18 protein-coding genes are annotated in these 18331 nt (G+C 67.6%); 8 read left to right on the forward strand and 10 right to left on the reverse strand.

Annotated elements, in window-relative coordinates:
• Positions 1–13: 13 nt before the first annotated feature.
• Complete coding sequence (locus GXN78_RS03180; protein WP_106559816.1) at positions 14–1150, reverse strand: C45 family peptidase; 1137 nt, start codon at positions 1148–1150, stop codon at positions 14–16.
• Between the two features lie 141 nt (positions 1151–1291).
• On the opposite strand from GXN78_RS03180, the gene GXN78_RS03185 reads away from it, so the two are divergent.
• Positions 1292–2194: a LysR family transcriptional regulator gene (locus GXN78_RS03185; RefSeq protein ID WP_106559781.1), complete on the forward strand. Its 903-nt coding sequence runs from the start codon at positions 1292–1294 to the stop codon at positions 2192–2194.
• 38 nt (positions 2195–2232) lie between these two features.
• Here GXN78_RS03185 and GXN78_RS03190 read toward each other — a convergent pair whose 3' ends face one another.
• The 4 genes from GXN78_RS03190 to GXN78_RS03205 all read right to left on the reverse strand — a co-directional run bounded on the left by GXN78_RS03190 (position 2233) and on the right by GXN78_RS03205 (position 5981).
• Positions 2233–3084, reverse strand: coding sequence for a fumarylacetoacetate hydrolase family protein (locus GXN78_RS03190; protein ID WP_106559782.1), 852 nt, complete (start codon positions 3082–3084; stop codon positions 2233–2235).
• A gap of 73 nt (positions 3085–3157) precedes the next feature.
• Positions 3158–3910 carry an IclR family transcriptional regulator gene (locus GXN78_RS03195; protein ID WP_239142588.1) on the reverse strand — a complete coding sequence of 251 codons (753 nt, stop codon included), beginning with the start codon at positions 3908–3910 and terminating at the stop codon, positions 3158–3160.
• Positions 3911–3928: 18 nt separating this feature from the next.
• Positions 3929–5428 (reverse strand): bifunctional 3-(3-hydroxy-phenyl)propionate/3-hydroxycinnamic acid hydroxylase, encoded by a 1500-nt coding sequence (locus GXN78_RS03200; protein WP_204162198.1) that lies wholly within the window; start codon positions 5426–5428, stop codon positions 3929–3931.
• Positions 5421–5981: a VOC family protein gene (locus GXN78_RS03205; RefSeq protein ID WP_106559783.1), complete on the reverse strand. Its 561-nt coding sequence runs from the start codon at positions 5979–5981 to the stop codon at positions 5421–5423. Before GXN78_RS03205 ends, GXN78_RS03200 begins: the two co-directional genes overlap by 8 nt.
• Positions 5982–6129: 148 nt before the next feature.
• On the opposite strand from GXN78_RS03205, the gene GXN78_RS03210 reads away from it, so the two are divergent.
• Positions 6130–7110, forward strand: a complete 981-nt coding sequence (locus GXN78_RS03210; protein ID WP_106559784.1) for a tripartite tricarboxylate transporter substrate binding protein — start codon at positions 6130–6132, stop codon at positions 7108–7110.
• 11 nt (positions 7111–7121) lie between these two features.
• Here the strand turns inward: GXN78_RS03210 and GXN78_RS03215 are convergent, their stop codons facing one another.
• Positions 7122–8141 (reverse strand): LysR substrate-binding domain-containing protein, encoded by a 1020-nt coding sequence (locus GXN78_RS03215; protein ID WP_239142589.1) that lies wholly within the window; start codon positions 8139–8141, stop codon positions 7122–7124.
• Positions 8142–8176: 35 nt separating this feature from the next.
• Between GXN78_RS03215 and GXN78_RS03220 the strand changes: the two genes are divergently transcribed.
• Together GXN78_RS03220 and hisC are read left to right on the forward strand one after the other, a co-directional pair.
• A complete protein-coding gene (locus tag GXN78_RS03220) occupies positions 8177–9148 on the forward strand; it encodes a tripartite tricarboxylate transporter substrate-binding protein (RefSeq protein ID WP_106559786.1) in 972 nt (323 codons plus the stop codon).
• Between the two features lie 5 nt (positions 9149–9153).
• On the forward strand, positions 9154–10272 hold the full coding sequence (hisC, locus tag GXN78_RS03225; RefSeq protein WP_106559787.1) for a histidinol-phosphate transaminase: 1119 nt from the start codon (positions 9154–9156) through the stop codon (positions 10270–10272).
• Positions 10273–10332: 60 nt separating this feature from the next.
• Here the strand turns inward: hisC and GXN78_RS03230 are convergent, their stop codons facing one another.
• The 4 genes from GXN78_RS03230 to GXN78_RS03245 form a co-directional block, all read right to left on the reverse strand.
• Positions 10333–11310 carry a tripartite tricarboxylate transporter substrate binding protein gene (locus GXN78_RS03230; RefSeq protein WP_106559788.1) on the reverse strand — a complete coding sequence of 326 codons (978 nt, stop codon included), beginning with the start codon at positions 11308–11310 and terminating at the stop codon, positions 10333–10335.
• Positions 11307–12275, reverse strand: a complete 969-nt coding sequence (locus GXN78_RS03235; RefSeq protein ID WP_164255357.1) for a tripartite tricarboxylate transporter substrate binding protein — start codon at positions 12273–12275, stop codon at positions 11307–11309. Before GXN78_RS03235 ends, GXN78_RS03230 begins: the two co-directional genes overlap by 4 nt.
• A 19-nt stretch (positions 12276–12294) precedes the next feature.
• The gene (locus GXN78_RS03240; RefSeq protein WP_106559790.1) at positions 12295–13290 is read right to left on the reverse strand and encodes a tripartite tricarboxylate transporter substrate binding protein; all 996 of its coding nucleotides are present in this window, start codon (positions 13288–13290) and stop codon (positions 12295–12297) included.
• Between the two features lie 313 nt (positions 13291–13603).
• Complete coding sequence (locus GXN78_RS03245) at positions 13604–14368, reverse strand: IclR family transcriptional regulator (protein WP_106559791.1); 765 nt, start codon at positions 14366–14368, stop codon at positions 13604–13606.
• 153 nt (positions 14369–14521) lie between these two features.
• Here GXN78_RS03245 and GXN78_RS03250 point away from each other — a divergent pair, with 153 nt between their 5' ends.
• From GXN78_RS03250 to GXN78_RS03265, 4 genes are read left to right on the forward strand one after another with little or no spacing between them, the layout of a single operon-like run.
• A complete protein-coding gene (locus tag GXN78_RS03250; RefSeq protein WP_239142590.1) occupies positions 14522–15523 on the forward strand; it encodes a 2Fe-2S iron-sulfur cluster binding domain-containing protein in 1002 nt (333 codons plus the stop codon).
• A gap of 23 nt (positions 15524–15546) precedes the next feature.
• The gene (locus tag GXN78_RS03255) at positions 15547–16914 is read left to right on the forward strand and encodes an aromatic ring-hydroxylating dioxygenase subunit alpha (protein WP_106559793.1); all 1368 of its coding nucleotides are present in this window, start codon (positions 15547–15549) and stop codon (positions 16912–16914) included.
• Positions 16915–16921: 7 nt separating this feature from the next.
• The gene (locus GXN78_RS03260) at positions 16922–17719 is read left to right on the forward strand and encodes an SDR family oxidoreductase (RefSeq protein WP_106559794.1); all 798 of its coding nucleotides are present in this window, start codon (positions 16922–16924) and stop codon (positions 17717–17719) included.
• Between the two features lie 24 nt (positions 17720–17743).
• Positions 17744–18325 carry a 3-phenylpropionate/cinnamic acid dioxygenase subunit beta gene (locus GXN78_RS03265; protein WP_106559795.1) on the forward strand — a complete coding sequence of 194 codons (582 nt, stop codon included), beginning with the start codon at positions 17744–17746 and terminating at the stop codon, positions 18323–18325.
• Positions 18326–18331: the final 6 nt, after the last annotated feature.

Here is an 18331-nt window from a genome sequence, read left to right on the forward strand (position 1 = left end):
AAAAGGCAAAGCGCTAGAGCGTGTATTCCTGGAAGCTGCGCCCCTCGTAAGGCTTGCGCGCCACCCACATCACCCGCTGCGCCGCGTCCATGATCGTGGTGGCCACGGTGGCCGAGATGCTGCTGAAGTCGGCCGGCTTGGGCGTGCGCAGCACGCCGTCGGGCTTGCCGAATTCGTCGGCCAGCGCGGCCTTCACATGCGTCCAGCCGATGGGACCCTCGACGCGGCCGAGCGCGTTCTCCACGCGGTGCTGGCGATAGATGCTGTCGGGGCGCTGCGGCAGGCCCGGGTCGCGCAGCTTCATCAGTGCGGCCGGCGACATCCAGTGGTTGGCGTGCACCAGCAGGTCATCCTCCGGCAGGGTCCAGAAGATCTCGCCCGGCGAGGTCTCCAGGCTGATGCCCCAGCCGTCTTCGGCACCGGCCTGTGCCAGGATCATGTTGTTGGCGCAGTAGCGCTTGGAGGCCCAGATGGTCCGCATCGCCTGCGCCAGGTTGGCGGACTCCAGCACACGGCGGCGCAGCAGCACCAGCGGCACGCCGGGGCCTTGGCGGAAGTCCTCGTTGCTGGTCAGCGAATTGCCGGTGAGCGACACGCCGTTGGCGTTGAAGCCGTGCCGGGCCAGCGCGCCGGCCTCGGTGAAGGTCAACATGTCGGGGCCACCGTCTTCGCTGCGAATGCGCAGCACGATGCCGGTGTCGACGCATTCCTGGCGCCAGTCCCAGTTGTGGGCGTGCATGAGCCGGCCGGTGGCCGCGCGCGCGGGCAGCACGAGCAGGCCGGTGCAGTCGCCGTCTTCGGACGAGGCTGCATCGGCAGCCGCCTGGTCCCTGGACTTCAGCTCGGCATAGCCGAACAGCATTTCGGTACGGCAGTTGATCATCACCACGTCTTCGAGCGCCACGCCTGCGCCTTCGGCGATGCCGCGCATCTCCTCGAGGTAGCGCGCGTCGTAGGCCTCGATCACCGGCAGCATGGACTGGGCCAGGCGCCGGGTGGTGGCCGCGTCGAGCCCGCGGCGCTCGAGCTGGGCGCGGTACAGCGCGATGCCGCCGGCCACGCGCTCGGGCACGGCGCGCCCGTGCTGGACGCCGCGCGCATGGGGCGGGCCGGAAACATCGACGAGGGGAAAGTGTTCTGGGGTGGTCATGAAGGTGCGGAGCTTGTCATCGGCCTGCCGCGAGAAGGCGGTAGTGCGGTGGCGATGGTCCGCATTGTTTTGCAAACACAGGAAAAAATAAATTTAAAAATCATTTAGAGTTGCTAAACAAATTGTTTTGTTTTCTTCCCTGTGAGCACCATCCGCTTCCTGCGCACCTTCGTCGCTGCCGCCCGCGGAGGCTCCTTTGCCGCCGCGGCCGACCAGATGGCGCTCACCCAGGCGGCCGTCGGCCAGCAAATGCGCGCGCTCGAGGCCGAGATGAAGAAGAAGCTGTTCGACAAGACCGGCCGCACCATGACGCTGAGCCCGGCCGGCCATCTGCTGCTGCCGCGCGCCGAGGAGCTGCTGGCGCAGTACGAAGCGATGCGCCGTGACCTGCAGGACCAGCGGCAGATCGCCGGAACCGTCAAGCTCGGTTCGCTGATTTCGGCCATGGGCCTGCTGTCGAGCACGCTGGCGGTGCTCAAGTCGCTGCATCCGGACCTCGAGGTCGAGCTGCGCGTGCGGGATCAGACGCAGCTGACGCAGGACGTGGTCAGCGGCGCGCTCGATGCCGCGATGGTGGTCGAGCGGCAATGGCCCGAGGTGTCCGGCTTGTCCTGGACGCCCTGCTACGACGAGACGCTCACCCTCATCGCCCACGCCAGCATCGCCTCGCCCGATACAGGCATTGCGAGCCTGTTCGCCACCCAACCCTTCATCCGCTTCGACCGGCGCACGCCCACCGGCGCGCGCATCGATCGCATCCTGCGGCGGCTACAGCTCATCCCGAAGGAGTTCCTCGAACTCAACTCGCTGCTCGCCATTGCCGAGCTGGTGCGAAAGAACGTGGGGTTCGCCGTGGTGCCTCTGCTGAAGAACTTCGACTGGGAGAACGATCCCGCGCTGCGGGTGCTCCAGCTGCCGGGCAGGCCCATCGCACGGCGGTTGGGCCTGCTGGAGAACGGGCGCCGCAGCCACATCACCGGCGTGGTGCGCGAAGAGATGCTGGCGCATCTGCGCCGCATGAAGCCCAGCGGTGGTGCGCGGTGATACCCGCGCGTCGAGTACGCCTCTACTCCGCTACTCCGCTACTCCGCCCGGATGCCGTTGCGCAGCACACCGATGGCGTCCACCTCGATCTCCACGATGTCACCGGCCTTCATCCACACCGGCGGATTGCGCTTGGCACCGACGCCGCCCGGCGTGCCCGTGACGATCACGTCACCAGGCGACAGCGGCGTGAAAGCCGAGATGTGCGCGATCTGGCGCGGGATGCTGTGGATCAGCTTGTCCGTGGTGGTGCGCTGCATTTCCTCGCCGTTCAGGCGCGTCACCAGCGTCATGACCTGGTCGTCTCGGATCTCGTCGCGCGTGACCATCCACGGCCCGAAGCCGCCGGTGCGCCAGAAGTTCTTGCCGGCCGTCCACTGCGGCGTGGCCGTCTGCCAGTCGCGGATGCTGCCGTCGTTGTAGCAGGCATAGCCCGCGATGTGCTCCCAGGCGTCGGCCTCGGCGATGCGGCGGCCGCCCTGGCCGATCACGATGGCGATCTCGCCTTCGTAGTCCAGCCGGGACGACTCCGGCGGCAGCACGATGTCCTCGCCATGGGCGAGCTGGGACTCGGCGACGCGCAGGAACAGGGTCGGCTTCTCGGTGATCTCCCGCCCGGTCTCCCGCACGTGGTCGCCGTAGTTCAGGCCCACGCAGACGATCTTGCCGGGGTTGGGGATCACGGGCAGCAGGCGCAGCTCCGCCAGCGCCAGCGTGGCGCGGGCCGAGCCCAACGCGGCGGCCGCCTCGCCGAGCAGGCCCGCGGCGATGAGTGCCTTGAGGTCCGGGGCGCGCGCGCCGAATACTTCGCGCAGATCGACGACGCGGTCGCCGAGCACTGCGCCGTAGCTGTCCTGGCCGTTGTTGTGTTGGAAGCTGATGAGTTTCATGGTCCGTCCGTGCTGAGGGTTGAAGTAAAGAGAAGCTGGGCGCCCGGACGGCCGAAACCTTTCTTCCGAACGCCTAACCGAGCCGCCTGCCGATCCGCTCTGCGGCCTCGGTCACCAGGTGCACGGTCTTGTCGATGTCGACGATGGCAAGGCGCGAGGTCTCGAACACCAGCGAGATCGCAGCCCAGGCACCGCCCTCGGCCTTGAGGATCGGCGCCGCGACGGCGGCCAGTTGCGGCTCCAGCTCGCCGATCGAGACGTAGTGGCCGGCCCTGCGGATCGCCGCGTAGTGCCGGCGGAACTCGCTCCAGTCCGGCGGCAGGCCATTGCGCACGATCTCCTCGTGCCGGGCATCGAAGACCTTGCGCAGTTGCTGCGGCGTGAAGTTGGCCAGCAGCACCTTGGGTGCGCCGCCCTGGAACAGCGGGCGCGGCCGTCCGCGCCCATACGCCAGCGCGGCCGGCGCGCCGCCCATCTCTCGATGGGTGTCCAGCACCTGCGTGCCGAACAGGCTGGTGAGAACGCAATCGAATCCGGTCGCCGCCACCAGTTCGCGCATCACCGGAATGCCTTCGCGCAGCACCGGGTCCGCCTTGCGGATGTAGTGGTCGAGCAGGATGATGCGCGGCCCCAGCGTGTACCGGGAGTCCTCCACCCGCTGCAGCAGGCCGGCCTCCAAGAGCATCCGCACATAGCGATAGCCCGTGGGCAAGGAAACGTCGAGCGCATTCGAGATGTCCTCGGCCGTGCGCGTGAGCCGGGTATCGTCGAACAGGTCGAGCACCCCCAGCATGCGCCCCAGGCTGGACAGGGATTTTTCCGGCACGCCAATTCCTCCGATGTGTCATGGCGCGACGGGGAGGTATTGCGAGATGCGATCCAGATCGGGCCCCGTGCGCGCGACGCCGACGATATACCGGTCGGGCCGCAGCACCACCGCGCGCGCCGCGTGGGCGTCCAGCCAGTTCGCCAGCGGCGGCTCGGGCCGATCGATGACGATCGCGCCCGCGCGCTGCCAATGCTCGAGCGTGGCCGGCGACGCAGAAGCGATGGCCTCGGCGCTGCCGATCACCGCGCTGCGGCGGCCCAGCAGCTCGTCGAGCAGACGGCCATCGGCCAGGCGCGGCTGCGGGAAGGGCTGGCCCGCGGGCGTGCCGCAGGCGGCATCGAAAGCCCCTGCCCCCAGCATCTGCGGCGGCAGCTCGAAGATCTCGGGCCTGCCGGCGCGGAACTTCGCGTCGCGCTCGGCGGCCAGCGCCGGATCGGTGGTCTGGATGATGTTGCCCAGCCGCACGGCCAGCTCGATCAGCGAGCGCACATGCGGCGAGCGCTCGGTTTCGTAGGTGTCGAGCAGCGCGTCCGGCGCCTGCCGCGACAGCACGGCTTCCAGTTTCCAGGCCAGGTTGGCCGCATCGCGGATGCCGGCGCACATGCCCTGGCCGAGGAAGGGCGGCGTCTGGTGGCAAGCGTCGCCGGCCAGCAGCAAGCGGCCCTGGCGCCAGCCCTGCGCGATGACCGAATGGAAGGTGTAGATCGCGGCCCGTTCGAGCCGCGCCTGCTCGGGCTTCACCCACGGGGCCACCATCTGCCACAGCGAGGCGGGATGCACGAGGGCTTCGTGATCGTCGCCGGGCATGACCATGATCTCCCAGCGTCGCCGCGGACCGACCACGTTGCAGTAGGTCATGGGCCGGGCCGGGTCGCAGTACTGCACCGTGTGGTCGGGCAGCGCCATCGGCTGCTCCAGGACCACGTCGAACACCAGCCATGGCTGGCGCAGGCCGAGGTCCTGCATGGGGCTGCCCATGTGCTGGCGCACGGGCGAGCGGGCGCCATCGCAGCCCACCACGTAGCGGGCGCGGGCCGTGCTCTCGCGCCCGCTCTGCGTATCGCGCACGGACAGCGTCACGCCCTGCGCGTCCGTGACCAGCCCTGTCAACGCGTGCTGCAGGCGCAGCTCGACGCGCGGGAAGCGCGCGAGCCCCGCGCGCAGCACGGCCTCGAGCTGCGGTTGGTGGAAGTAGTAGTTGTTCGCGCAGCCGTGCGGCCCCAGGGCCGAGGTGCCGCCGCGGATCAGCATGGTGTCGCCGGCGGCATTGACGAAGTGCATGCCCTGTGTGCCGGCGCGCGCGATGGCCAGCACCTCGTCGCGCAGCCCGGCGCCTTGCAGGATGCGCAGCACCTCGCCGTCGAAGTGGATGGCGCGCGGCAGCGGGAAGATGCCTGCCTCCTTCTCGATCACCAGCACCGACAGGCCGGCGGCGCCCAGCAGGTTCGCAAGCGTCGCGCCGGTGGGGCCCAGGCCGACGATCGCGACGTCGTAGGGAGAGATCGGCTCAGCCACGCTGCTGGTCTTTCTGCATGCGCCGCGCCACTTCGGCCTGCCATTGCGCGCGGCTCATGAACCGGGCATGGCGCTTGGCGATGGCTTCGGCCTGGGCCAGGATGGCTTCGTCCGGCTGCCCCAGGTCGATGGGCTCGCGCAGCGGCTGCTCGCAGTACCAGGGCGTGTCCATGAACAGCTCCAGCCGGTTGCCTTCCGGGTCGCGGCAGTAGACGGACACCGCGTTGCCATGCGTCACCGGGTGCATGTCCTGGGCACCGTGCTCCAGCAGCCGATCGTGGAACTCGCGCAGGGTCGCGATGTCGGGCACCCGAAAGGAAATCTGGTTGACCACGTTGAAGCCCGGCTCCGCAGGCCGGCCCGTCGCCAGCACGAGCTGGTGGTGCTCCGCCGGATCGCGGCTGAGAAACACCAGCTGCACCGTCCCCAGGTCGCCGGCGTCGGTCTGCGTGAAACGCAAGGCCTGCTTGTAGAAGGCGGCCATCCGGGGCAGGTCGCTGACGTACAGGCCGATGTGGCTGAACTGCAGCTTCGATGAACTTTCCATGGTCATTGCAATGTCTCCAAACGAGAAGCCGCATGGCTTCCTCGGCAGTTTCGCGATTAATTTGTGCTTTGATTATCGTATTTTGACAAAACAAGTCAAATCATTATCATGAAGGCTCGTGCAAGTGGCACGGATTCCCACCAGGAGACAACAGATGAATGATTTGAAGAAGGCGGCCCGCCGCTGGCTGGCGGCCGCCCTGACGGCCGCCGTGGCGGCGAGCGCGAGTGCACAGGCCGACTATCCGAGCAAGCCGGTGCGCATCATTGCCCCCTTCCCCGCAGGCAGCGGCCCGGATGCGAACGCCCGCGAGATCGCGGCGGAACTGACGAAGATCATGGGCCTGTCCTTCTTCGTCGAGAACCGCCCGGGTGCGTCGAACATCATCGGCACCGAAGTGGCGGCCAAGGCACCGGCGGACGGCTACTCGCTGTACATCGGCACGACCAGCTCGCTGTCGGTGGTGCCGCATCTGTATTCGAAGCTGCCCTTCAACGCCGAGAAGGACTTCGCGCCGGTGAGCCTGCTGGGCGTGCTCAACACCGGCCTGGTCGCCACGCCCGGCGTGCCGGCCAAGGACGCACGCGCGCTGATCGCCGAGCTCAAGGCCAGGCCCGACTCGGTGACCGTGGCGACTGCGGGCATCGGCAGCTATTCGCACCTGTCGGCCGTCTGGTTCAACAACGCCGCCGGCGTGAAGACCAATCTCGTCCCCTACAACAGCAACAGCCCCTACACCGACCTGATCGCGGGGCAGGTGCAGCTGATGTTCGACGGCCTGCCCGCGGCGGCGAGCAACATTCGCGCGGGCAAGCTCAGGCTGCTGGCCATCACCGGCAAGGAGCGCCACCCGAGCTTCCCCGACACCCCCACCTTCGCCGAGTCGGGCCTGCCGGACTACGCACCCATTGCCTGGCAAGGCATCCTCGCGCCGGCAGGCACGCCCAAGCCGATCCTCGAAAAGCTCAGCGCCGCGATGCAGAAGGCCTGCCAGTCACCCGACCTGGCCCGGAAGTGGCGGGAGTACGGGGGTGAATTGCGCTGCAACAGCCCGGCGGAGTTCACGGCCTTCATCGACGCGGATCGCGCCATGTGGGGCAAGGTCATCCGCCAGGCCAATGTGAAGCTGGATTGAGCCGTGTTCGGTCAACGTCGAAGCCTGGAACGCTGTTGCCCCAACGGCTGCGAAAGCCCGCGCGCCACGCGTGCATACGATGTGAGCATGGCCGCCAGCGTCTGCGCCTCGCGGGTCAGAGGACGCGACGCCTTGCGCAGCAGCGCCACAGGGTACTGGCCTGGTGCCTCCCTCAATTGCAACGCAACCAGCTGGCCCGCCACCAGCGGATGATCGAGAACGGTCCTCGGCAGGCGGGCCAGGCAGTCGGACGCGACGAGCGTTGCCACCGCCCCGAACAGCGAGTCCGTGACTGCAGCGATGCGCGGGCGCCCGAGCGAATGCTCGTCGAACAGCTCGCGGATGCTGGCGTCGTTGGCGCCCGGCTGCGAAGGGTCGCCGACCACGATCCAATCGCAGCCGCCCAGTTCGGACAACGACGCCGCTCGGGCGAGGGGGTGCCCTTTGCGCGCGGCAACCACGGGCTCCGATTCGTACAGGGCCTCGATCTTCAGGTCGATCGCATGCAGGTCCGCCGGCAAGCGGGACACGGCGAGTTCGAGCCGGTTCTCGCGCACGCCCGCAATGAGTTCCGATGAAACACCGTGGGTCATGCGGATCGTGACATCGGGCAGTACGCGACGATAGTCTTCGAGGACCGACGGCACGAGCTTGAGCGAAGGCTCGATCGACACCCCCAGCGAGACGCTGGCCGCGCGACCCCGGCGCGGCGCCTGGAGCCACTGCTCTGCGCGATCCGCCTCCAGCAGGACGGCCTGCGCGTAGCGGGCGAACTGCTCGCCGTCGCCGGTCAGCGAAGCCCCCAATCCGCCGCGGTCGAAGAGCACGATCTCGTGCTCCCGCTCGAGCTTGGCCACGCTCTTCGTGAGGCCGGCCTGGGATCGGGTCAGCGCGCGCGCTGCGGAGCGATAGCCGCCGTGGGTAATGACCGCGACCAGGTCGCGCAGTTGCTGGAGCGTCATGGCAGGGTGATCGCCAAATGGAATCGCGATTGTCCGGCAGCTGTGGCCAAGCGCGGCGCGGGCCGGCACATTCGCACCACACCCCATAGTTCAACGGAGCCTTCATGCGCCGCCTTCATCTTCTTGCCCCGATCCTTGCCGCACTGGCGCTCCTCGGCGTTTCGCCTGCGCAGTCTCAGGTGCCCCCGACCATCAAGCTGGTGGTGGGCTATCCGCCCGGCGGCAGTTCCGACACGCTCGCACGGCTGCTGGGGCAGGCGCTGCAGGATTCGCTGAAGACCACCGTCATCGTCGACAACCGCCCCGGGGCCGGTGGGCGGCTCGCAGCAGCGCAGTTCAAGAGAGCGCCCACCGACGGCAGCGAGATCATGATCGCCCCCAACGCGCTCACCACGGTCCAGAGCCTGGTCTATGCCGACAAGCTCGGCTACAGCGTGCTCGACGACTTCGTGCCGGTCGCCAAGCTGGCGAGCTATCCGATCGCGCTGTCCGTGCCGGGCTCCTCGAGCATCCGTACCGCGAGCGAGCTCAGCGCATGGGCCAGGGCGAAGCCTGCGCAGGCCAGCTATGGATCTTCCGGTGCCGGCGGCATGTCGCACTTCGCCGGCTTGATGTTCGCCGAGGCTGCTGCCATCCAGTGGGACCACGTCCCGTACAAGGGTGGCGCACCGCTCATCAACGACCTGGTCGGGGGCCACGTCGGCGCCGGGGTGGACACGGTGATCGATCACATCGAGCACGCTCGCGCGGGCAGGATCCGCATCGTCGGCATCTTCAGCCAGAAGCGCTATGCCTTGGCGCCCGAAGTTCCCACCTTGGCCGAACAGGGAATCAAGGGCCTGGACATCGAAGGATGGTTCGGGGCTTTCGTGCCGGCCGGCACGCCGCCGGCGGTGGTCGCCCGGCTGGACGATGCGATCGGCAAGGTGCTGGCCGACCCGTCCTTCAAGGCCCGGCTGAACAAGCTGGTCATCGAGGTCAGCTATCTGCACAGCAACGACTTCCGCAAGCTCCAGGCCGCCGAGTTGCAGGCCTGGGCGCCGGTGGTCCGCGATTCGGGCTTCAAGCCGGAGTGACGAACATGGCCGACGATCAAACGATGTTCCCGCAACACATCCGCGCCCTGAAGCCCTATGTCCCGGGGCTGCCGATCGAGCAGGTGGCGCGCCGGCTGAAGCTGCCTGTGACGCAGATCGCGAAACTCGCATCGAACGAGAACCCGCTTGGCGCGAGCCCGCTTGCCTTGCGCGCGTTGGCCGAACAGCCGATCGACCCCTCGCGCTACCCCGACGCCGATTGCACCGATCTCACCCACGCGCTGGCCGCGCACCTGGACGTGCCGGCCGACTGGGTGGTGGCTGCCGCCGGCTCGGAAAGCATATTGGGAATCGTGGCAAGCATGCTGCTCGCTCCCGGTCGCAGCGCGGTGTATTCGCAGTACTCCTTCCAGGCCTTCGTCAACGCCGTCCAGCGCGTGGGGGGCAGCGCGCAAGTGGTCCCCTCTCCCGGCTTCACGGTCGACCTGGAAGCCGTGGCCAATGCCATCGGGCCCGACACCTCGCTCGTCTACATCGCGAACCCCGGCAATCCCACAGGCGCCTGGCTGGCGCCGCAGGCGCTGGAGGCATTCCTCGCGCGCGTGCCATCGAAGGTCGTCGTCCTGCTGGACGAGGCCTACCGCGAGTACATGCCGGCCGAACGATGCGGCGATTCGCTGGCCTGGCTCAGGCGGCATCCCAACCTGATCGTCACCCGCACCTTCTCCAAGGCCTACGGATTGGCCGGCTTGCGCGTCGGCTACGGCGTCGCGCAGCCGCATCTCGCCGACGTGATGCGTCGGCTGCGCGCGCCCTTCTCCGTGACGCAGAGCGCGCAGCTGGCCGGCGCCGCGGCACTGGCCGACAGCGAGTTCCTGCGGCGCACGGCCGAAGCCAACCGTCAAGGGCTGGCACAACTGGGCGCAGCCTTGCAGCGCATGGGCATCGAGGCATTGCCTTCTTCGGCCAACTTCGTGCTGGCGCGTGTCGGCGACGGCGCCGACATGGCGCAGCGGTTGCAGCGCCGCGGCCTGATCGTGCGGCCGGTGGCCAACTATGGGCTGCCAGAGTGGGTCCGCCTGTCGGTGGGACGAAACGAGGAGAACGCCCGGCTCATCGACGCGCTGGAGACGGAACTTCAAGCGCTGACCGACAGCAAGTAGAACGGCGAAGCGCTGATCCACAGCGCTTCGCCGGTGGCGATGGGCGATGGGTTGCAGCAGCTATTCCACCTTCGCCCCGGTCGCCTTGACCACCTTGCCCCACTGCGCAGTCTCCGAGCGGATCCACGCGCCGAACTGCTCGGGCGTGCTGGCGATCACGTCGAACTGCATGGCGCGCAGCTTGTCGCTCATCTCCCGCGTCTTGAGGATCTTCAAGATCTCGCGGTGGTAGCGCTCGATCACCGGGCGCGGTGTGGCCGCGGCGGCGAGAAAGCCCACCCACCCGGTCGCTTCCATGTCCTTGTAGCCCAGCTCGATCAAGGTGGGGATCTCGGGGGAGTCCCCGAAACGCTTCTCGCCGGTGGTCGCCAGGAGCTTCAGCTTGCCCTCCTTCACGAACTGCTGCACGTTGCCCGGAACCATGAAGGCCGCATGCACATTGCCTGCGAGGAGGTCCGTGACCGCGGGCCCGGCGCCCTTGTACGGCACGTGGGTCAGCTGGACGCCCGCGGCCGACTTGAACATCTCCATCGTGAGATGGGAAGCGCTTCCCATGGCCACGGACGCATAGGAAAACTTCGAGGGCTGCGCCTTCGCCTTCGCCACCAGTTCGGCGACCGACGACACTCCCGCTGCGGGGTTCACCACCAGGTACTGAGGCGACTTGACCGCGAGGGTGATCGGCGCGAGATCCTTCACCGGGTCGTAGGGCATTTTCTCGAAGAGCGAGACGTTGATGGCGAGCGGGCCGTTGTAGCCGACCAGCAGCGTGTGGCCATCGGGCGCGGCTTTCGCGACGAAGTCGGCGCCGATGTTGCCGCCCGCGCCGGGCTTGTTCTCCACCACGACCGGCTGCCCGAGGGCTTCCTGGAGCTTGGGCGCCACCAGGCGCGCCAGGACGTCGTTGGTGCTGCCGACAATCGGGACAATGATGCGAACCGGCCGGGTGGGACTCCACTCGTCGGCGGCAAACACCGCCGGTGCCACACAGGCGGCCGCGGCCGCTGCCGCGGCCACGAAAGATCTTCTGGAATTCACTTGGGTCTCCGTTCATCGACAAGGACTGCCCACTTCTTCGACTCGGCGGCGATGAACTCGCCGAAGCCCTTGCCGTCCAGGTAAACAGGCTCCGCGGCCAGGGCAACCAGTTGCGACTGGACCTCCGGCCTGGCCATGATGGCCTTCAGCGCATCCGACAGCCGCGTCGTCACCGCGCTCGGCGTCCGGGCCGGGGCGAACAGGCCCATCCAGGCGGGTGCGGCATAGCCGGGCACGCCCTCTTCCGCGATGGTGGGGATCTCCGGGGCGATCTTGCTGCGGCTCGTACTGGTCACGCCGAGGGCCACCAGCTTGCCGGCCTTGACGTGGGGGTAGGCCGAGGTCAGGTCCACCACCGCGGCAGGCACCTGGCCGCCGAGCAGATCGGTCACCGCCGGCGCGCTTCCACGGTATGCCACGGCGGTCATCGGAGCCTTCGTCATCGACGCCAGCAGTTCACCGGACAGGTGCTGCGCGGTGTACTGGCCCGGCGTGCCGTAAGACAGGCCGCCGGGCGTCGCGCGCGACTGGTCCAGGAAGGCCTTCAGGTTGGCAAAGCCGGAGCTTGCATGGGTGACCAGCACCAGCGGGATGTCCGCCACCTTGGCGACCGCGACCAGGTCCTTCTCGGGCTTGAGCGGGGGCGCATCCGGCAGATGCGGATTGATCGCGATGGCGCCCGTCGCGCCCATGCCGATCGTGTAGCCGTCCGCGGGCGCCTTCGTGACCGCGATCAGACCCAGTGCACCGCCGGCGCCGGGCTTGTTGTCGACCACCACGGGCTGGCCGAGCGCTTGCGAAAGCTCCCGCGCGACGATGCGTGCGATGCCGTCGGCCGATGCGCCCGGCGCGAACGGGACGATGAGCGTCACGGGCTTGCTCGGAAAGCCTTGCGCGCAGGCGCCTGCGGCAGCGAACGCCGCGAGCGCAAGCACGCCCAGCGCGCGCGAGTACGAAGGGAACATCCGAAGTCTCCTTTTGACCTTATTCGGCCTTGATGTTTGCGGTCTTGGCGACGCTGCTCCATCGCTCGATGTCGGTTGCGATGCGGCGCCCCAGCGCGGCCGAATCGGCATCGCCCGGGTCGAGGCCGAGCGCGTGCATCTTCTCGACGGTGTCCTTGTCCTTGAGGATTTCCCCGACCGCCGAGCGCAGCCTGACGAGCACGGGTGCGGGCGTGCCCTTCGGCGCCATCAAGGCCGTCCAGATCGGGGTGTCGTAGCCGGGGTAGCCCGATTCCGCGATGGTGGGCACATCCGGCAGCGCCGCGGACCGCTTCGCGGTCGTCACCGCCAGGGCCTTGAGCTTGCCGGCCTTCACCTGCGTGACGACCGCGGGACTGTCCAGCACGCCGACCTGGATCTCGCCCCCGAGCAGACCGGTCACGACCGGACCGGAGCCCTTGTAGAGGATGTGGTTGAACTTCAGGCCCGCGGCGGCCGTGAGGGTTTCCGCCACGAGCACGAACGATGTGGTCGGCGTCCCGTGGTCGAGCCGGCCATCCTTCGAGGTCTTCGAGAACTGCACGAGCTCCGCGAAATTCTTCACCGGCAAGGACAGGGGGACCGTCACGACCAGCGGGAAGGAGCCCAGCAGCGCAATCGGCTCGAAATCCTTCAGCGGGTCGTAGGGCAGGTTCTTCATCAGGATCGGGTTGGTCGTCAGGCCGCCGCTCGACGACACGAGCAGCGTGTACCCATCGGCCTGCGCCTTGGCCACGAAGTCGTTGCCGATCGCAGAGTTCGCGCCGGGCTTGTTCTCCACGACCACCCCCTGCTTCAGCTTGTCCTGCAGCTTGGCGGCGACCAGCCGCGCGAGGATGTCGTTGGTGCCGCCGGGCGCGAAGCCCACCACGATCTTCACGGAGCGGTCCGGATACGCCGCGTCGGCAAAGGCGTTCGTGCAGGGAATGGCCATGAAGGCCGACGACGCGAGCATCGCCAGCAGGCGGCGGCGGGACGATCGAACAAGATGAATCATGGGGGTGTCTCCGGTAGGCAGTGAGATCCGACGCGCGGGTGCGGCCGCTGGCGCCTTCTTTGTTGCTTGTCCGTGTGTCGGACTATGAGTTCATTATATGGACACACGCCGACAGCCGTCAACACGAGGGCAGCGCGAGCACGGAGCACAACGCAGAGTTCGGCACACGCAGGCGAAAGCAGCCCGCGCGGCAGGCATGGCCGCGCGGAGCACTTGAAGAAGAGAGTGGCGCAGCAGCGCGCGCCGCGCTGCGGACTACGCGGCCCAGCGCGCTGCGTCGCGGACGCAGTTCAGGCGAATGAGCAAGCGAGTGTCAGGCCGAGGCGCCGCTGAAGCCAAGGGCCTCGGAGAGCTTGCCCGACTCTTCCACCAGGATGCGCGCGATCTGCTGCTGACGCGCGGCGCTAAGCCGGACCTCGGGGCCGTAGACCCCGATGGACCCGGCGACCTGGCCCGACCGGTCGAAGAAAGGCGCCGCCACCGCCACCGCGCCATCGATGAGCTCGCTGCGGCTCGTCGCATAGCCGCGCTTGCGGGTCTGCGCGAGTTCCGCTTCCAGCTCCTTCATCGACACCCCGCTGCCCTGGGCGTACTTGCGAAGCTCCGTCGACGTCAGGTTCCAGAAGGCAAGGATGGCTCGACCGGTCGCCCCGCGAACGATTTTTTCCGTGTAGCCGACGCCGCGCCTGAAGCTCAGCGGTTGAGGGCTGGGAAGCTCGGCAACGCAGGTCCGAAGCTCTCCGCGCGGCACGTACAGCGATACCGATTCGCTGGTCTCCTGCCAGATCCTGCGCAGCACCGGCTCCGCGATGCTCGAGAGGTCGACGCCCGCCGTCCAGACGTGCGCCAGCTTGGCCACGGCCGGCCCCAGGCGGAAGCGCTGAGGATCGCCGACGGAGGCGAGGAAGCCGTGCTCCTGCAGCGTGTAGAGCAGTCGATACAAGGTCGGGCGCGACAGGTCGACCCGCTTCAGCAGCTCGGCCGCCGACAGTTCGGAATCCTGTGGCGTGAAGGCCAGCAGGATCTCCAGCGCTCTCCCCACGGCGCGGACGTTCTCGCTTTTTTCCGTTTCGCTCATTCAGACGATCCCGTGATTCGAACTCGAAGCCTCGATTGTCCACCACATGGACACGTTGACATGATTTGGTTCGAGTCCGTACAATGGATTCACAGTCCACGATACGGACAACAACACCCGGCCCTTTCACTCTCAGCTCAGCGAGGTCCCGCCTTGACCACGACCATCCCAGTGACGCTGCTCTTTTCCGACGGCGTCTCACGCCGCCTCCAGGTGCCATGCGGCCACAACCTGGTGGAGTCCGCAGCCGCCGCCGGACTCAACCTGCTGACCGATTGCTCCAACGGCCAGTGCGGCACTTGCACCGCGCAGCTGGTGTCCGGCAAGTTGGACCTGCAGGAGTACGACCCCAGCGTGCTGCCTGACGAGGACCGGGATGCGGGCGTGGTGCTGCCCTGCGTATGCAAGGTCACAGCGCCGTGCGCGGTCGAGTTCCCGTACGACTCCACCGAAGCCCTGAGCGAGGAGCCGGCGCCGATGCCGGCGCAAGTCACGGCCGTCGAGCCGATCGCCAGCGAGATCGTCCGCCTCGAACTGACCGTCGGCGAGCAGATCGTCTTCGAGCCCGGCCAGTACGTGCGCATCCATCCGCGCGGCACCGAGGTCTCGCGCTCCTATTCGATGGCAAACGTTCCCGGCACGGACCGGCTCGAGTTCTACATCCGGATCGTGCCCGGCGGCGCGTTCTCGTCCTGGCTGGCCGAGGCCAAGACCGGTGACATGGTGGACATCAGCGCGCCCCACGGCACCTTCTTCCTGCGGCACGAAGACCGGCCGCGCCTGTTCGTTGCCGGCGGCACAGGGCTGGCGCCCTTCCTGTCCATGCTGCGCGCCGTTGCCGCCGAGGCCGCTGCGCACCAACCGCGCACCACCGTCGTCATCGGCGCCCGCACGCCGGGACACCTGATCGCAATGGACGAACTGGAGCAGCTGCGTGCCAGCTTGCCCGGCGTGAGCATCCACCTCGCCGTCGAGCAGGGCGATGGCGCCACGGCCCACCGCGGCTTCCCGACCGACCTCATCCCACGGCTGCAACTGGATGCCGACACGCGCGTGTACCTGTGCGGACCGCCCCCCATGGTCGAGGCCGGCCGTTCGGCCGCCGAATCCGTCGGACTGCCTCGCAAGGAAGTCCTGTGCGAGCGCTTCACCTGAACCTTGATCAAGAGAGAAAGACGATGATCCCCATCACCACCGAGTCCCGCTACAACGCGATGATCAACCTGCGCAAGGGCCTGATCAGCCGCGAGATCTTCTCCAGCAAGGAGGTCTTCGAGGAAGAGCTCGAGAAGGTCTTCACCCGCTCCTGGCTCTTCGTCGGCCACGAGAGCCAGATTCCCAACCCCGGCGACTACTTCACCTCGCGCATGGGCGCGGAGTCGGTGATCCTGGCGCGCGACAAGAAGAAGAAGGTGCATGTCTTCCTCAATTCCTGCCGGCACCGCGGGATGAAGGTGTGCCAGTACGACCACGGCAACACCCAGCTCTTCACCTGCCCGTACCACAGCTGGAGCTACACCACCGAAGGCAAGCTGTTCGGCGTGCCGCAGTTCAAGAGCCTGTACGAGGGCTGCCTGGACAAGGAAGACTGGTCGCTCATCGAAGTGCCGAAGATGGAGATCTACAAGGGCACGGTGTGGGCCAGCTGGGACAAGGACGCGCCCGACTTCATGACCTATCTCGGGGACGCCAAGACCCACCTGGACCTCGCGCTGGACGCACGGGATGGGCGCGAGGGCGGCTCGGAGGTGCTGTTCGGCGTGCACAAGTGGATCATCCCGTGCAACTGGAAGTTTGCCGCGGAGAACTTCCTGGGCGACACGTACCACAACGTCAGCCACCGCTCGGTCGACCTCATCGGCATCGGGCCGAGCGCGGAAGCCGGCGTCAAGGGCCGGCGCGACAACGAACTGGAGAAGGCGCAGCACGTCTGGGTGAACTTCCCCGGTGGCCACGGTGTGCACAGCGCGCTGATGCCCGAGAACACCGAGTTCGTCGACACCTACCGCGACAACCCCGTGATCGCCGAGTACTTCCGTCATTGCCACGAGGAGCGCAAGCGCCGCATGGGCGCCGAGCGCAACCGCCTGGTGCCTTTCGTGGGCACGATCTTTCCGAACGTGTCCTTCCATGGCACGCAGCCGCGCAACCTGTGCGTCTGGCACCCGCATGGGCCGGAGGCGACGGAGGCCTGGCGCTTCTTCCTCGTGGATGCCGATGCGCCGCAGGAGGTGAAGGACTTCCTGCGCAAGTACTACATGCGCTACTCCGGCCCTGCCGGGATGACCGAGCAGGACGACATGGAGAACTGGAACTACGCGACCGCCGGCAGCCGCGGCGTGATCGCCAAGCGCTATCCCTACAACTACCAGCAGTCGCTGGGCAAGGTGCAGGCGGACCACCTCATGCCGGGCAACGTCAGCACGCAGGTCAGCGAAGAGAACCCGCGCCAGTTCTACCGCCGCTGGCGCGACTACATGAACGGTGCCGACTGGAACACGCTGCTGGGCCGCCACGACCAGCAGCCGGCCAGCTTCGCCGAGTGAGCCGCCCATGAGCGTCATCATCGTCACGGGCGGCACCTTCGGGCTCGGCCAGTCCATCACCGTGGAGCTGGCCCGCCGCGGCCATCGGGTCGTCGCCTTCGGCCTGTCGCAGGCGCAGGTGTCCAGCACGGCCCAGGGCACCGACGGCCTCCTGGCCGAACTCCGCCAGGCCGGATGCGAGGCGGACATCCTCGAGGCGGACGTCTCCCGGGCCGGCGACGTCGAGCGCATCGTGCAACACACGCTGCAGCGCCACGGTGCCATCCACGGCCTGGTGAACAACGCCGCGATCGGCCCGCTCGGCACCGTGCTCGACACGTCCGAGGAACTGTTCACGCGCATCGTCGACGTGAACCTGAAGGGCACCTACCTCATGAGCCGCGCGGTCATCCCGCACATGAAGCGCCAGGGTGGCGGCGCCATCGTGAACATCGGCTCCGGCGCCGGCTACGGCAAACCGAACATGGCCGCCTACGCGGCAAGCAAGGGCGCCATCCTGGCGCTCAGTACCGCGATGGCCTACGACCATTTTCACGACCGCATCCGCGTCAACGTCGCCATCCCGGGCGGCGGCGGCATCGTGTCGGGAATGAGCGTCGGCCGCGTCGGCGGCGACGTGAAGACCTTCACCAGCCGGCCGGTGCCCGGCACGGCCGCCGGCCGGCCCGCGACGGGCCGAGACCTCGCGCACGCCGTCGCCTTCCTGCTGTCCGACGAGGCCGAGACGATTTCCGGCACCGTGCTGGACGTCGGCTGCTTCGCCAACCAGGGCGGCCCCATACCGGCCATTCCGTCCAAGACCTGACAACGAACATCACTGGAGAGAACAATGTCCGAGATCGCTGAAGTTGCCGTGCAGACGCCTGCGCGGCTGGCCCGGGGCGCGCGGTACTACGAGATCAAGCGCGAAGTTGAGGAATTCCTTTTCGACGAGGCCAACCTGCTCGACGAACGCCGCTTCAAGGAATGGGTGGATACGCTCGCGGAGGACCTCGAGTACTTCATGCCGATGACCTTCAACGTCAAGTTCGGCGAGCACGTGGCGCGCGAGAACACCACGCGCGAGAAGCACATGAGCTGGTTCAACGAGGGCAAATGGACGCTCACCAAGCGCGCCGAGCAGATCCTCACCGGCGTGCACTGGGCGGAGGAGCCGCTGTCGCGCGTCTGCCGCCTGGTCACCAACGTGCAGCTGACCGGCATCGCGACGAACGAGGCCGGCGAGGAAGAGGTCTCGGTGTCGAGCCGCTTCCTGATCTACCAGAACCGCTGCGAGCACGAGCAGTACTTCTTCGTGGGCGACCGCCGCGACGTCATCCGCCGGACCGCATCCGGCTGGCAGCTGGCCAAGCGCGAGATCCAGATTCACCAGAACGTGCTGCTGGCCAAGAACCTCACCGTCTTCTTCTGAAGGAAA

The sequence above is a fragment of the Variovorax sp. WS11 genome, assembly GCF_010499245.1.
Taxonomy (GTDB): Bacteria; Pseudomonadota; Gammaproteobacteria; order Burkholderiales; family Burkholderiaceae_C; genus Variovorax.